The following is a 12541-nucleotide window of genomic DNA, read 5'->3' as shown; positions in this document are numbered from 1 at the left end:
GGTAGGGCATGGATAATCTTGCACTTATAATCTCAATTGTTTCATTTATTGTTTCTGCTGTAACAGGTTATATTACATATCGATTCAATAAAATTACTATAAGGAATACGGCTATACTTGAACATAACAAGCTTTTATTAGAAATTGATAAAATTTTAATAGATGAACCGGAGTTATGGGGAATTTATGACGAACATCCATTGTCTAAAGAGGAAAATAAAGAAAGTCCATTTCTTCAAGCTAAGCAAGAAGCGTTTATTTATTATTATTTAAATTTATTTGATGTAATTTTTGAATTTTATCATCGACAAATTGTTCAAAATAGAAATGATAAAAAACAATGGAATGCATGGACACAATTTATAGAGCATTTTTTAAAAGGATGTTCCCAAGCACGAAATACTATAAAAAAATCGTATCATTTGTATGATATTGACCAAGGCAAATTTTACAAGAAGCTTATTGAAAAAATTGAAATGGAACGGAGTGCAGAACGTGAATGAGAATAATAAAGAAAATAGTGTTACTGATATAACAAAAGCTATACCCAGTGATATTTATAGTATGTTAGACCTTAATTACAAAATATATCCTGCTGAATGGCATGTGTCAGAAGAATATGTTTTTAAAATCATGCAAAAGAATCCTGAGGTATATAATGTACTTAGAACAGATACTGGAATAAAGGGCATTTTTAGTCTTTTTCCATTAGTAAAAGAAGATTACGAATCCATTCTTAGGGGAGAACTTGAGGAAAAGGAATTATCAGAAATGGTTTTAGATTATAAAAATCCCAAGGAAGTATATTTATATTTTATTTCAATCATTGTCGATATCTACGATGTTAATCGAACTCACTATGCAAAAAAAATTATTCATGGAATTCCAGAAGAATTAAGAAGATTGGAAAAGTTGGGTATCGTTGTTAAAGAAATTGGAGCTGTTGCTATTTCTAGTGACGGAGAAAGAATCCTTCCTAAGATAGGATTTAGTAAGCAAAAGGAATCTTTAGATCTTCATAATCAAAAATATCCTGTTTTTAGAGCGAGTGTGGGGGACGTACTTAAATCAATTACCATTTAACTTAGTTCGAAACCCATTCACATTTCTACCATTGTTATGTTAAAAGTGTGCGATGATTTAATTAAGTTTTCTCCCTTATATATTTTAAAGAAGCAGGAATATCCTGCTTCTCTTTTTTTGCAGCAATAGAATCCTGCCAGATTTTTTAAAAAGGGTTATTTTCTGCGTTTGTTTGTAACGCGCTGGTTGGCTGCATTTGCTCGTGCCATTGCCTCAAGGTCTGCATGGTCAGCAAATTCAGCGGAATACTCCACATCATTTCCATCAGATTTCATGTTTTTTGGAACCTGAGGAAGCGAAGCTTTGTTCTTATCACGAGTTTTATGTCCCTGCGCACGACCCATTACAAAAACCCCTTTCAATGTTGGCATTTAGGAACTCAATTAGGTTCCCTTATATAGCCTTTACTAATAAAGAGAGTTCATGAATGGAAAAAACTCCTTATCGAGCTCACGTTGCATAAAAAGCAGGCGCCTCCCGCTATTTACTTATAATCGAGTCTTTTTGTCATGGAAGCCCCCAGCACGGTCTGCCATTTTAAATTCACGCTGGTAGGATACTTCCTGCATACTTGTAAGGGAATATTTCCCTCTATCCTTATCTTTTTTCTTCTTTTCTGCCATATTGCTCATTCCTTTCAACATTTAATTTTGTTAATCGTTAAAAAGCTTATGGAAAAAATTAAGCACATTCTCCATTTTTACCTTTTCAGAATGGAATGATACTCCATTGAAGAAAAAATATGATAAAGTATTGATGAGGTGAATAATATGGCTGTTATTACAAAAATCACCACACAGCAGAAAAATACAGATCGCTTTAATATTTTTATGGACTATGGAAAAGGCGAAGAATATGCCTTTAGTGTTGATAGTGATGTCCTTATTAAATTCCAATTAAAAAAAGGCATGGAGATAGATGACTTTTCGTTTCTAGAAATACAGCATCAAGATTCCATTCGCAAGGCATATAATATGGCTATAAATTATTTAGCAAGAAGAATGAGATCAGAAAAGGAAATAAAGGATTATCTCACCCAAAAAGATATTGAGGAACCCATTATTAATGAAGTTCTTCATAAATTATTTGCTTTTAAGTTTATCAATGATGAGGAATTTGCCCTATCCTATGTAAGGACACAAATGAATACGACAGATAAAGGTCCGGACCTCGTTCGTACGGAGTTAAAAGAGAAAGGAATAAAAGAGGGATACATCTCCCTTGCTTTAGCAGAGTATTCTTTAGAGCTACAGGTTGAAAAAGCCACGAAGATATCACTGAAATTATATAAAAAGTATTCAAAGGATTCCCAACGGATTATGAAGCAAAAAATAGAGCAATTATTATTACGTAAGGGTTATTCCTTTGATATTATCCAAATCGCCATAAGTGAAGCTTTGACGGACAAAGAACCTGATGAGGAAATGGAAGCGATAAGATTCCAAGGTGAAAAAGCACATCGGAAGTATTGTAAATATAGTGGCTTTGAATACGATCAAAAAATGAAGCAGGCTTTATATCGAAAAGGATTTTCCATGGATATTATTGAAAAATATATAGCAGAAATAGAAAAATCATGACAAAGGATGTCATGATTTTTTGCTTTCAATAATAATCTCATCTTGGCCGAGTTGCTCCATAATCAATTCAGCTACTTCTTTAGGTGACCGAAAGCGGGAAGTGTCGGCAACGTGATTGCTCCCTGCCCAAAATGGGGTATCCATCCCACCCATATAAATGGCTTTAATTTTAATATGGCTATTTTCGTACTCTTTTTGCAGGCTTTCCGTAAAGCCCCTTACAGCAAATTTACTTGCCGCATAAACAGCTTCATTCACTTTTCCTCTTAATCCCGCTGTTGAAATGATATTCATCAGCAGAGCATCATTTTGTTCTTGCAGTAAAGGTAAGACTGCTTTTGTCATTAAAATCGTTCCGAGAACATTCGTGTTAAGCATTTCACTGATTTCTTTCTCCGTTATGTGAACAAAAGGTCCAAAATGACCGACACCCGCATTATTAACCAAACCAACAATTCGGTAATTTTTGCTTATTTCGGTTATCTTTATTAAAATATCTGTTTCACTTTGAACATCAAGAACAACATAATCTGCGGTACCACCTGCTTGTTCGATTTCGGATGTAACTTCTGAAAGTTTACCAACCGTTCTTCCAGTCAATAAGACATGATAACCCTGCTGCGAAAATAATATGGCTAATTCCTTCCCCAATCCGGAACCTGCTCCGGTTACAATGATGGTTTTCACAGAAATCTCTCCTTCAAACCTTTATTATTTACATAAAAATAACTATACTAAAATAAGAGAAAAAACGAAAATGGGAGTGGATTTTTATGCAACAGGAGAAACGATATAGCACAATGACCGAGCATGAATTAAAGCAGGAAATTGCCCAGTTGTTAGAAAAGGGAAGAAAAGCAGAGCAAATGGGAATGGTCAGTGAATATGCTGTATTAGAGAGAAAAGCAGCAATGGCCAGGGCCTATTTATTAGATCCTACTGCTTTTAAACCGGGTGAAATTTATGAACTTGAAGGTGACCCTGGGGAATATTTTAAGATAGATTATATGAATGGTGTTTTTGCCTGGGGATACCGATTAAAGGGTGATGGCAAAGAAGAAGCATTGCCGATATCAATGTTAAAATGGCTAAAGTAAAATAAGGACAAACCAGAGTACCTTCCCTGGTTTGTCTCATTTTTCAATCCAATTTAAAAATACTCGGGTGTATCATTTTCACGCTCACCAGAAGCACGCATACGCTCCTGTGGATGAGTGTTGATTGTTCCGTCAGCCCGTTTTGAAGCATATTCTGCTTTCGCCCGCGGCTCTCCTTCAAGCTTGTTGTTATTTTGGTTCGGGAAATTCCTTGCTTTATTTCTCACCATGTTGGTACCTCCATTAAACGGGAATGAGAAACCGTGAAAAGCAAAGTGTCGTCACACCAGTGCTTACCACGTGATATTAGTATTCGATATTTAGGTTTAGGTTATGTTATAAGAAATTGGCAATGAGGTGAATGTATGAACGATTACCATGAAAGATTAGCAAAGCTGTTGTTAGAAAAAAACGAATTGCTATCCTACAATCAAGCCCGGACCTGGATTGAGTTAATGTGGGAGGACTTTGAAACCACCGCTGCGAAGGCAGGAAGAGATTACCTTGGCAGTGAAATGACGGAAAGAATTGTTAGACAATGGATTGAGACATATGGCGGAAGACTCCATGATTTTGTAGCCAAAAATCCAAAGTATAAGGATTTCCTCATCCAAGATAAGAATGAAATAAAGTAAAGGCGAGCGGCTATAAGTCACTCGCCTTTACTTTAATTGTCTAACTGCAGCTTTTCTAATTAACTGGGAATAATATTTAGTTTTTTCCTTAACTTCTGTTCGCTGAACACCCAGCCGGTATAGGAACTAATTGGATTTAACTCTAAATCTAACTGTACGACTGCCACGAACGGATAATGCCCATTGCTGCGGTACCTCAAGTCGATAAAACGAACTTCGTAATAGTCATCGTACTCATCTAATTCCCATCGATAGACAGGCGAGAACGACAGGAAGGCAGCTAGGTTTTTATCCTTTTTAGCCGCTTCGAGTACAGGAGTCTCCGGTACCGGTACTCGCTTAAAACGGTCTAGTATCTCAACATTCGTTCCTGCCGCTCGGCCAACAAAGAACTCACCTTCGTTCATCGCTGCAATTCTCCATAGATGAAACTTCATCGTTGGGGCAATAATGATATCCGTCGCGTCTGGAATTAATTTCTTAACCTCAGCCTTTACTTTACCTTGAGCATAAAACCGGAGTAGATAATATCCAAATAACACGATAAACATCGTTAAAAATGTGTAACCGGGATCTGCGCCAAAAACCCAAATAATAATGGCTACTATGTGAATTCCAAATATAATCGGGTCAAAGGTATTGATTACTCCAAGCGCAACCCATTTTGAGGTAAAAGGTCTAAGAGCCTGCGTGCCATAAGCGTTAAAAATGTCTACAAACACATGGATAAACACCGCTGCAAATGTCCATCCCCATAGGTGAAGAAGATTTGCATTAGGAAAAAAGGGATAAATCACTGCTAAAAGAATAAGAGGCCATAAAAGTACAGCTGGAATAGAGTGTGTGACTCCTCGATGATTACGAATATAGATGGCATTATTTCTTAACTTTAAAACTGTATCAATATCAGGTATTTGTGAGCCTGCAATTGTAGCGATTAATACACTTGTTGCAGTTACAGAGCTATCTGCAACTACAGGATCAAGAGTCGCAAGACCTCCTAGTGCAATTCCCATTACAACATGAGTTCCAGTATCCAAAAGGAAAATTCCTCCCTTAATTAATTCTTGTCAAATTGACGAAATTGGCTTATCGTTAAAAAATGCTTATTATTATATTCCCTTATTTCTTTTTGTTTAACTAACTTGGAGGCATTTTAGTAATGGTAAATGAGTTGAAAAATATAGAAAAAATCTCAATAGAAAATTTTCAAGATGATTTAATCTCCTGGTTTAAAGCCGAACAACGTGAATTGCCATGGAGGAAAGACCAGGACCCTTATAAAGTTTGGGTTTCAGAAATCATGCTGCAGCAAACAAGAGTAGATACGGTTATTCCTTATTTTAATCGATTTATCGAATGGTTTCCAACAATAGAAGACCTTGCGAACGCAAATGATGATAAAGTTCTAAAAGCGTGGGAAGGTCTAGGTTATTACTCGCGAGTAAGAAATTTACATTCAGCTGTAAAAGAAGTAAACGAGAAATACGACGGTCAGGTACCTAATACTCCGAAAGAAATTTCAAACCTTAAGGGGGTTGGCCCCTACACGGCCGGCGCAATTTTAAGTATTGCCTATGGTATACCTGAACCCGCCGTAGATGGTAATGTAATGAGGGTATTATCACGAATCCTTTCGATTTGGGAGGATATTGCAAAGCCAGCTACTAGAAAGGTATTTGAAAATGCAGTTAGACAGCTCATCTCTCATGATGATCCTTCTGCGTTTAATCAGGCATTAATGGAACTTGGCGCCTTAATTTGCACGCCAACATCTCCTTCTTGTTTACTCTGCCCTGTTCGTGACCATTGTCAAGGCTTTCATGAGGGAGTAGAGTCAGAACTTCCAATTAAATCTAAAAAGAGTTCACAGAAGAATGTTGAACTAGCAGCAGTTATTGTGAAAAATGAAATAGGAAAAATTTTAATTCATAAACGTGCTGAAACAGGACTACTTGCAAATTTATGGGAATTTCCTAATGTTGAAATTCATCAACCGATACTGATGGATCGTACCCAAATCATTGATCTTTTCAAAACTTCCTTTGATATGAATATTTTGATTGAAAAGGGTATTGGTCAAATTGAACATATTTTTTCCCATTTGATTTGGAACATCCGTGTATTTACAGGAACAATTAGTTCTGACTTTCCAGAAGGGAATGAATGGAAATTTATTTCCTTATCTGAAATAGAAAACTATGCATTTCCGGTTTCTTTCCAAAAAATGCTTAAGCTGTATACAAAGAATATCAAAAAAGAACGCCTGAATTAAGGCGTTCTTTATTAATCATAACTAGTTTTTGTTCCATGTGTATAATCTGCTTCTTGACGCTTTATCCCGCCGCGATTTTCAATTTCCTCGATTATTTCACGATGAATGGTTACTCCTTCGCTATTTAAGTACGGTGCAATTTGCTGTAAGGAGTGATGAAAGAAGGCTAGTTCACTGTCCCTCCAATCGGTTTTAGAGACCATTGAAAGCTCTGTCATATCTCGTCCTACATACATAATTTTCTTCCTTTCTCAACTGTTTATTAGCCTTATGTTTTGTAATCGATTGTCATCTATGCATGGAAAGTTTAAAATGAGTACAAAACATGATTTAGAAGGGAACCCGAGTATATGACACAAAAAGTAGCACTAGTAACAGGCAGCAGCAGGGGAATAGGGAAGGCTACAGCCTTAAAGCTTGCTCAAGCAGGATATGATATTGTTATCAATTATGCACGTAGTAAAAGTTCTGCACTAAAAGTAGCAGAGGAAATTGAAGCTTTAGGCCGAAAGGTTTTAGTGGTAAAAGCGAATGTCGGGGATGTTAGTAAAATTAAGGCAATGTTCCAACAAATTGATGAGGAATTTGGCAGGTTAGATATTTTTGTTAATAATGCTGCCTCTGGAGTGCAGCGTCCTATAATGGAACTAGAAGAAAATCACTGGGATTGGACCATAAATATTAACAGTAAGGCATTATTATTTTGTGCACAGGAAGCAGCAAAGTTAATGGAGAAAAATGGTGGAGGCAAGATTGTCAGCATCAGTTCATTAGGGTCCATTCGTTACTTAGAAAATTACACCGTAGTAGGTGTTTCTAAAGCTGCGTTAGAAGCCTTAACGAGGTATCTAGCAGTTGAGTTAGCAGCTAAAAATATTGTTGTAAATGCGGTTTCTGGCGGAGCTGTCGATACAGAAGCGTTAACTCATTTTCCAAACCGTGAGGAGCTTCTTCAGGAAGCAAAGGAGAAAACTCCAGCAGGGAGAATGGTGGAAATAGAGGACATAGTTAATTGTATTATGTTCTTATTATCAGAAGAATCCAGCATGATTAGAGGACAAACGATTATAGTTGACGGAGGAATTTCCTTACTCGTTTAATATTTTTTAAAAATTTTTTTAGGATAATCTCCACGGAGAGGGACATATTAATTTCGTGGAGGTGATTACAATGGCAAACAACTTCAATCAACAACCTAACAAAACGTCTGCTGGAACAAACATCCAAGAGGTTAGACAACAAAACGCTCAATCTCAAGGTGGTCAAGGATCAGCTGGTCAATTTGGAACTGAATTCGCTAGCCAAACTGATGCTGCAGAAGTGAGAAGACAAAATCAGCAATCTCAAGCTGGTAAAAGCTCTGCTGGAGCTACTGGTTCAGCTGGTCAATTCGGAACAGAATTCGCTAGCCAAACAGATGCTGCAGAAGTGAGAAAGCAAAATCAGCAGTCTCAAGCTAACAAAGGCCAAGGCAATTCTGGTCAATTTGGTCAAAGCTAATAAGTAGTAACTAGAAGGCACCTAAGGGTGCCTTCTTTCAGTGGAAAATTAGTTAATTGTCTAGCTACAGCGCCTAGGGGCTCGGGGTCATAAGCCAATCCGTCAGAAAGGTTAAAGAACAACCTTCCCGCCGGCTCGTCTTATGCCTGTCGCCCCTGGTCAAGGCGCTTCCGCTTTTCCGCAAATCGACAAAACTTCTCCCAAGTCTACATAACTAGTCAAAGGATAAATCTATTTATTAAAGAATACATATTAGGAAGTAAAAATAAGGCGGTGTGGTAAATGGATCATTTTAACCGTTTAGTATCTGAGCAGATGATGACAATGGAAAAATTACTATACCTTCAAGGTGAGCTTGAGCGGTGTCAGGAAATTGAAGAACAACTACAGACTCTTCAAAATGAAACAGAGTTAGAAAGTGTCCAATTTGATATTAATCAAATGAAAAAAGAGTTAAAAGAGATTCAGGAAATCTTTGAAAAACAAACGGAGGAAGTCATCCAATCCTACCGTGAAACTGATTTAGAACCGTCTATTTAGGTCGAAAATCAAAAAAAGATTGAAAAATATGCAAATTTTTTCAAAGAGTCATTGAAATCAATGGCTCTTTTGTTTTAAATTCTTTACTCAACCGTTATAATAATAAGAAATAGTAAATGAACTTTGTTGCCATTTGTCGTTTAATGCTTAGAAGAAAGGTTACAAAGCGTTTAGGAAGGAAGAAGGGGAGAATCATGGGCGTACCCATCGAAGGTGAACCAATACAAATACATAGCTATAAGCACAATGGGCACATCCATCGCGTCTGGGAAGAAACGACCGTTTTAAAAGGATCGCAAAATCTGGTAATTGGCGGGAATGATCGTACAATTGTTACCGAGTCAGATGGAAGAACCTGGATTACAAGAGAACCAGCGATTTGTTATTTTCATTCACAGTATTGGTTTAACATTATTGGGATGATTCGTGAAGATGGTATTTATTACTATTGTAATCTCAGCTCACCATTTATTTTTGATGGTGAAGCAGTTAAATATATTGATTATGATCTTGATATTAAGGTATTCCCTGATATGACGTTTAATTTGTTAGACGAAGATGAGTATGAACGCCACCGTCGTGAGATGAAGTATCCTGAGGTTATTGACCAAATTCTGAAAAGAAATGTAGAAAAGCTAATTCAATGGATTCGGCAGCGCAAAGGACCATTTGCGCCAGATTTTATTGATATTTGGTATGAACGTTATTTAACGTACAGACGTTAATGAAAGAATGTTTCGGAAAGATGATGAAGGCACCTACATATATTGTAGCTGTCTTCATCATCTTTCCCTGTTCTTATTAATGTGACAGCGCAGAAAGAGGGGCATATCTTGAGCAGTGTTCGCAGATATCTCGAATTTGTTAAACCATATAGACTTCAAATTATCGGGACGATTATTATCGGGATTGTAAAATTCGCTATCCCGCTTATGATACCCATGCTAATAAAATATGTAGTGGATGATATTATTGGGGCAAGTGGTCTAACAAGTGATGAGAAGTTAAATAAATTACTAATCATAATGGGAATTATGATAGTTGTTTTTGTCGTCGTAAGGCCACCGATTGAGTATTATCGTCAATATTTCGCACAATGGACGTCGAGTAAAATTCTATACGATATTCGGGATCGGATGTATACACATATCCAGAAACTCAGCTTTAAGTATTATGCCAACACACGGTCAGGAGAAGTTATATCACGCGTTATAAATGATGTTGAGCAGACAAAAACATTCGTGATTACTGGTCTTATGAATCTTTGGCTCGATATCGCAACAATTATTATTGCCATTATTATAATGTTCTACATGAATGTGAGTCTTACTTTTGTATCCATCATGCTATTCCCGCTATATGCGATCTCTATCAAGTACTTTTTTGGTAATCTTCGTAAACTCACCCGGACGCGCTCACAAGCACTTTCAGAGGTACAAAGCTATTTACATGAACGGGTTCAAGGAATGCCAGTGATTAAAAGCTTTGCGATTGAAGAGTTTGAACAAAAGCAGTTTGACAAGCAAAATAAGAATTTTTTAGATAAGGCTTTAGAGCACACGAGCTGGAACGCAAAGGCATTTGCGGCTGTCAATACGATCACTGATATTGCACCGCTACTGGTTATAGGTTACTCAGCTTACTTGGTTATCCAAGGGAGTCTGACGCTGGGAACAATGATTGCGTTTTTTGCTTATATTGATAAATTGTACAATCCGTTAAGAAGGCTTGTAAATTCTTCCACAACTCTAACTCAGTCATTCGCCTCAATGGATCGGGTATTTGAATTCCTTGATGTAAAATATGATATTGTTGATGCTCCTAATGCAGTTGAGTGTAAGGATGTGAAGGGGGACATCACATTTGATCATGTTCAATTTACCTACAATGAATCAGAGGACATGATTCTAAAAGATATCAACCTTGATGTGAAAAAAGGGGAGACAATTGCCCTTGTGGGGATGAGCGGTGGAGGCAAGTCGTCACTTGTCAGCCTGATTCCTCGTTTCTACGATGTCACGGAGGGTAGAATTCTTTTAGATGGAGTGGATATTCGTCACTTTAATGTTCAGTCCTTACGGGACAAAATTGGTGTAGTGTTTCAAGACAATATCTTATTTAGTGAATCTGTAAAGAACAATATCTTATTAGGTAAGCCTGGCGCAAGTGATGAAGAGGTTTATCGAGCTGCCAAAGCGGCCAATGCGCATGATTTTATTGTGAATCTAGCAAATGGGTATGATACGAAGGTCGGCGAAAGAGGCGTAAAGCTTTCAGGCGGTCAAAAGCAAAGAGTGGCCATCGCCCGCGTATTTTTAAGAAATCCGCCGATTTTGATATTAGATGAGGCAACTTCAGCTCTTGATTTAGAAAGTGAACATCTTATTCAAGAAGCATTGGATGAGCTGGCGAAGGATCGAACGACATTTGTTGTAGCCCACCGGTTATCGACCATCACCCACGCAAATCGAATTGTCTTAATCGAACATGGAAAAATTGTCGAAGTCGGCAAACATGATGAATTAATGGCGAAACAGGGCAATTATTATAAATTATTTCAAGTCCAGCAGCTTGAACAGCATGAAGAAAAAACACCACTTCAGGCATAGTATAAACTGAAAAAAACTTACCAGAAACTCCGGTAAGTTTTTTGTTATTCAATCTCCTTTTGTTCAATGGAAACCTCATTATGATGAAAGGAGTGAAAGCTGGTTATTAGTGTATCAAGATGTTGAACCTGTTCACCGTATTCAATAATAGAAGAAATAATTTGCATCGTGTGATATAAATGCGAATCGTCTTGATTGTTGTAAAGTTTTTGATGAGTCAAGAATAACTCGAATAACTCTTTATTATTGATACAGGTATTCGTTTCACTGTCCGAGGGTGTTGGGACTTTTCCAATATACCGAAGCATTAACTGCTCATGATGATAAATGACACAGTCGAGCTGTTCCTGAATCGACTGTTGAAAGTTTTCAGGGAGATGAAGCATTTCATTTTCAAATCGATGAAGTTTCTTTAATGTATCAAGTGCCTTTTTGGCAGCGGATGTCATTTGTCTAAAAATCACCAGTTTTCTCGACTTCTCTAGACTAGTTTTTTTGAAATAACTTCTTTCTTCTTTATACAATAAATAAAACTGGCTCATTTTCATTAAGTTATCTTTTAGTTTTTCAATATCGGCTTTTAAAAGATTATGGTCGAAGTCATGCCGAGTACTTAATCGAATCCAGCGAATTATCTCCTCGGTTGTCTCTGATATCCTAAAATAAAGCTTGTTTTCATATTTTGGCGGCAGGAAGACAAGGTTGACGACAAAGGCAGAAAATACCCCAATCATAATCGTTGAGAAACGAATTCCTGCGAACGGAATAAAGTCAGTACCAGGGGTTTCCATAATTGAAACTAGCGTTACAAGGGAAAGTCCGATTGTATTTTCAATTTTTAATTTGAGGTTAATAATAATTACAATCACAGCAGCTAAACCAATGATGATAATGTGATTTCCTAGTAGCAGGACAAAAATGACTGCAAGAATTGCCCCGATTAAATTTCCTTGTATTTGTTCAACTATCGTTAAAAAAGAACGATAAATCGTTGGCTGAATCGCAAAGATTGCAGCAATACCTGCCAATACAGGAGAGGGGGAGTGCAGTAGCTGTGCTAAATAAAGGGATAAAACAATTGCAATTCCCGTTTTGAAAATGCGGGCACCTAACTTCATTCTAAATAATTTCCTTTCAAATTTAAGTCGTTGTTCTTAGTTTACTTCATAATGAACATTTACGTACTATACATGGATTCAAATATTTAATCAAGAGATATTGT

The 12541-nt window shown here is 37.0% G+C and carries 18 protein-coding genes; 11 read left to right on the top strand and 7 right to left on the bottom strand.

Annotated elements, in window-relative coordinates:
* Positions 1 to 8 precede the first annotated feature (8 nt).
* Together M3189_RS21480 and M3189_RS21475 are read left to right on the top strand one after the other, a co-directional pair.
* Positions 9 to 503, top strand: coding sequence for a hypothetical protein (locus M3189_RS21480; RefSeq protein ID WP_251637773.1), 495 nt, complete (start codon positions 9 to 11; stop codon positions 501 to 503).
* Positions 496 to 1083, top strand: coding sequence for a hypothetical protein (locus M3189_RS21475; RefSeq protein WP_251637772.1), 588 nt, complete (start codon positions 496 to 498; stop codon positions 1081 to 1083). The genes M3189_RS21480 and M3189_RS21475 overlap by 8 nt, the downstream gene beginning before the upstream one ends.
* A gap of 155 nt (positions 1084 to 1238) precedes the next feature.
* On the opposite strand, the gene M3189_RS21470 is transcribed toward M3189_RS21475, so the two are convergent.
* Together M3189_RS21470 and M3189_RS21465 are read right to left on the bottom strand one after the other, a co-directional pair.
* Complete coding sequence (locus M3189_RS21470; RefSeq protein ID WP_251637770.1) at positions 1239 to 1427, bottom strand: YfhD family protein; 189 nt, start codon at positions 1425 to 1427, stop codon at positions 1239 to 1241.
* Positions 1428 to 1571: 144 nt separating this feature from the next.
* A complete protein-coding gene (locus tag M3189_RS21465; RefSeq protein WP_081825373.1) occupies positions 1572 to 1706 on the bottom strand; it encodes a YfhE family protein in 135 nt (44 codons plus the stop codon).
* A 147-nt stretch (positions 1707 to 1853) separates the two neighbouring features.
* Here M3189_RS21465 and recX point away from each other — a divergent pair, with 147 nt between their 5' ends.
* On the top strand, positions 1854 to 2663 hold the full coding sequence (recX, locus tag M3189_RS21460) for a recombination regulator RecX (RefSeq protein ID WP_251637767.1): 810 nt from the start codon (positions 1854 to 1856) through the stop codon (positions 2661 to 2663).
* Between the two features lie 9 nt (positions 2664 to 2672).
* Here the strand turns inward: recX and M3189_RS21455 are convergent, their stop codons facing one another.
* Complete coding sequence (locus M3189_RS21455; protein WP_251637765.1) at positions 2673 to 3350, bottom strand: SDR family NAD(P)-dependent oxidoreductase; 678 nt, start codon at positions 3348 to 3350, stop codon at positions 2673 to 2675.
* A gap of 86 nt (positions 3351 to 3436) precedes the next feature.
* Here M3189_RS21455 and M3189_RS21450 point away from each other — a divergent pair, with 86 nt between their 5' ends.
* Positions 3437 to 3760 (top strand): YfhH family protein, encoded by a 324-nt coding sequence (locus M3189_RS21450; RefSeq protein ID WP_179161419.1) that lies wholly within the window; start codon positions 3437 to 3439, stop codon positions 3758 to 3760.
* Between the two features lie 53 nt (positions 3761 to 3813).
* On the opposite strand, the gene M3189_RS21445 is transcribed toward M3189_RS21450, so the two are convergent.
* On the bottom strand, positions 3814 to 3987 hold the full coding sequence (locus tag M3189_RS21445) for a small, acid-soluble spore protein K (RefSeq protein WP_133370586.1): 174 nt from the start codon (positions 3985 to 3987) through the stop codon (positions 3814 to 3816).
* A 138-nt stretch (positions 3988 to 4125) separates the two neighbouring features.
* On the opposite strand from M3189_RS21445, the gene M3189_RS21440 reads away from it, so the two are divergent.
* Positions 4126 to 4395: a YfhJ family protein gene (locus M3189_RS21440; protein ID WP_251637763.1), complete on the top strand. Its 270-nt coding sequence runs from the start codon at positions 4126 to 4128 to the stop codon at positions 4393 to 4395.
* Positions 4396 to 4454: 59 nt separating this feature from the next.
* On the opposite strand, the gene M3189_RS21435 is transcribed toward M3189_RS21440, so the two are convergent.
* Positions 4455 to 5435: a metal-dependent hydrolase gene (locus M3189_RS21435; protein WP_251637761.1), complete on the bottom strand. Its 981-nt coding sequence runs from the start codon at positions 5433 to 5435 to the stop codon at positions 4455 to 4457.
* A 122-nt stretch (positions 5436 to 5557) separates the two neighbouring features.
* Between M3189_RS21435 and mutY the strand changes: the two genes are divergently transcribed.
* The gene (mutY, locus tag M3189_RS21430; RefSeq protein WP_251637759.1) at positions 5558 to 6670 is read left to right on the top strand and encodes an A/G-specific adenine glycosylase; all 1113 of its coding nucleotides are present in this window, start codon (positions 5558 to 5560) and stop codon (positions 6668 to 6670) included.
* Between the two features lie 11 nt (positions 6671 to 6681).
* Here the strand turns inward: mutY and M3189_RS21425 are convergent, their stop codons facing one another.
* On the bottom strand, positions 6682 to 6906 hold the full coding sequence (locus M3189_RS21425; RefSeq protein WP_251637757.1) for a hypothetical protein: 225 nt from the start codon (positions 6904 to 6906) through the stop codon (positions 6682 to 6684).
* A gap of 114 nt (positions 6907 to 7020) precedes the next feature.
* Between M3189_RS21425 and fabL the strand changes: the two genes are divergently transcribed.
* From fabL to M3189_RS21400, 5 genes are all read left to right on the top strand, one after another.
* The gene (fabL, locus tag M3189_RS21420) at positions 7021 to 7770 is read left to right on the top strand and encodes an enoyl-[acyl-carrier-protein] reductase FabL (RefSeq protein WP_251637755.1); all 750 of its coding nucleotides are present in this window, start codon (positions 7021 to 7023) and stop codon (positions 7768 to 7770) included.
* Between the two features lie 70 nt (positions 7771 to 7840).
* Positions 7841 to 8170 (top strand): gamma-type small acid-soluble spore protein, encoded by a 330-nt coding sequence (locus M3189_RS21415; RefSeq protein ID WP_251637753.1) that lies wholly within the window; start codon positions 7841 to 7843, stop codon positions 8168 to 8170.
* Between the two features lie 282 nt (positions 8171 to 8452).
* Positions 8453 to 8710: a YgaB family protein gene (locus M3189_RS21410; RefSeq protein ID WP_090760403.1), complete on the top strand. Its 258-nt coding sequence runs from the start codon at positions 8453 to 8455 to the stop codon at positions 8708 to 8710.
* A gap of 194 nt (positions 8711 to 8904) precedes the next feature.
* Positions 8905 to 9435 (top strand): nucleoside tri-diphosphate phosphatase, encoded by a 531-nt coding sequence (ntdP, locus tag M3189_RS21405; protein WP_095249190.1) that lies wholly within the window; start codon positions 8905 to 8907, stop codon positions 9433 to 9435.
* A gap of 108 nt (positions 9436 to 9543) precedes the next feature.
* A complete protein-coding gene (locus tag M3189_RS21400) occupies positions 9544 to 11319 on the top strand; it encodes an ABC transporter ATP-binding protein (RefSeq protein ID WP_251637751.1) in 1776 nt (591 codons plus the stop codon).
* Between the two features lie 44 nt (positions 11320 to 11363).
* Here M3189_RS21400 and M3189_RS21395 read toward each other — a convergent pair whose 3' ends face one another.
* Positions 11364 to 12437, bottom strand: a complete 1074-nt coding sequence (locus M3189_RS21395) for an FUSC family protein (protein ID WP_251637749.1) — start codon at positions 12435 to 12437, stop codon at positions 11364 to 11366.
* Positions 12438 to 12541: the final 104 nt, after the last annotated feature.

The organism is Neobacillus niacini (assembly GCF_023715415.1).
Taxonomy (GTDB): Bacteria; Bacillota; Bacilli; order Bacillales; family Cytobacillaceae; genus Neobacillus; species Neobacillus niacini_C.
This window is presented reverse-complemented; position numbering and strand designations above follow the sequence as displayed.

Excerpts from the sequence above, each read along its gene's own strand:
- M3189_RS21480 (WP_251637773.1), top strand. The coding sequence starts at position 9 with ATGGATAATCTTGCACTTATAATCTCAATTGTTTCATTTATTGTTTCT.
- M3189_RS21470 (WP_251637770.1), bottom strand. The coding sequence starts at position 1,427 with ATGGGTCGTGCGCAGGGACATAAAACTCGTGATAAGAACAAAGCTTCG.
- M3189_RS21465 (WP_081825373.1), bottom strand. The coding sequence starts at position 1,706 with ATGGCAGAAAAGAAGAAAAAAGATAAGGATAGAGGGAAATATTCCCTT.
- recX (WP_251637767.1), top strand. The coding sequence starts at position 1,854 with ATGGCTGTTATTACAAAAATCACCACACAGCAGAAAAATACAGATCGC.
- M3189_RS21450 (WP_179161419.1), top strand. The coding sequence starts at position 3,437 with ATGCAACAGGAGAAACGATATAGCACAATGACCGAGCATGAATTAAAG.
- M3189_RS21440 (WP_251637763.1), top strand. The coding sequence starts at position 4,126 with ATGAACGATTACCATGAAAGATTAGCAAAGCTGTTGTTAGAAAAAAAC.
- mutY (WP_251637759.1), top strand. The coding sequence starts at position 5,558 with ATGGTAAATGAGTTGAAAAATATAGAAAAAATCTCAATAGAAAATTTT.
- M3189_RS21425 (WP_251637757.1), bottom strand. The coding sequence starts at position 6,906 with ATGTATGTAGGACGAGATATGACAGAGCTTTCAATGGTCTCTAAAACC.
- fabL (WP_251637755.1), top strand. The coding sequence starts at position 7,021 with ATGACACAAAAAGTAGCACTAGTAACAGGCAGCAGCAGGGGAATAGGG.
- M3189_RS21415 (WP_251637753.1), top strand. The coding sequence starts at position 7,841 with ATGGCAAACAACTTCAATCAACAACCTAACAAAACGTCTGCTGGAACA.
- M3189_RS21410 (WP_090760403.1), top strand. The coding sequence starts at position 8,453 with ATGGATCATTTTAACCGTTTAGTATCTGAGCAGATGATGACAATGGAA.
- ntdP (WP_095249190.1), top strand. The coding sequence starts at position 8,905 with ATGGGCGTACCCATCGAAGGTGAACCAATACAAATACATAGCTATAAG.
- M3189_RS21395 (WP_251637749.1), bottom strand. The coding sequence starts at position 12,437 with ATGAAGTTAGGTGCCCGCATTTTCAAAACGGGAATTGCAATTGTTTTA.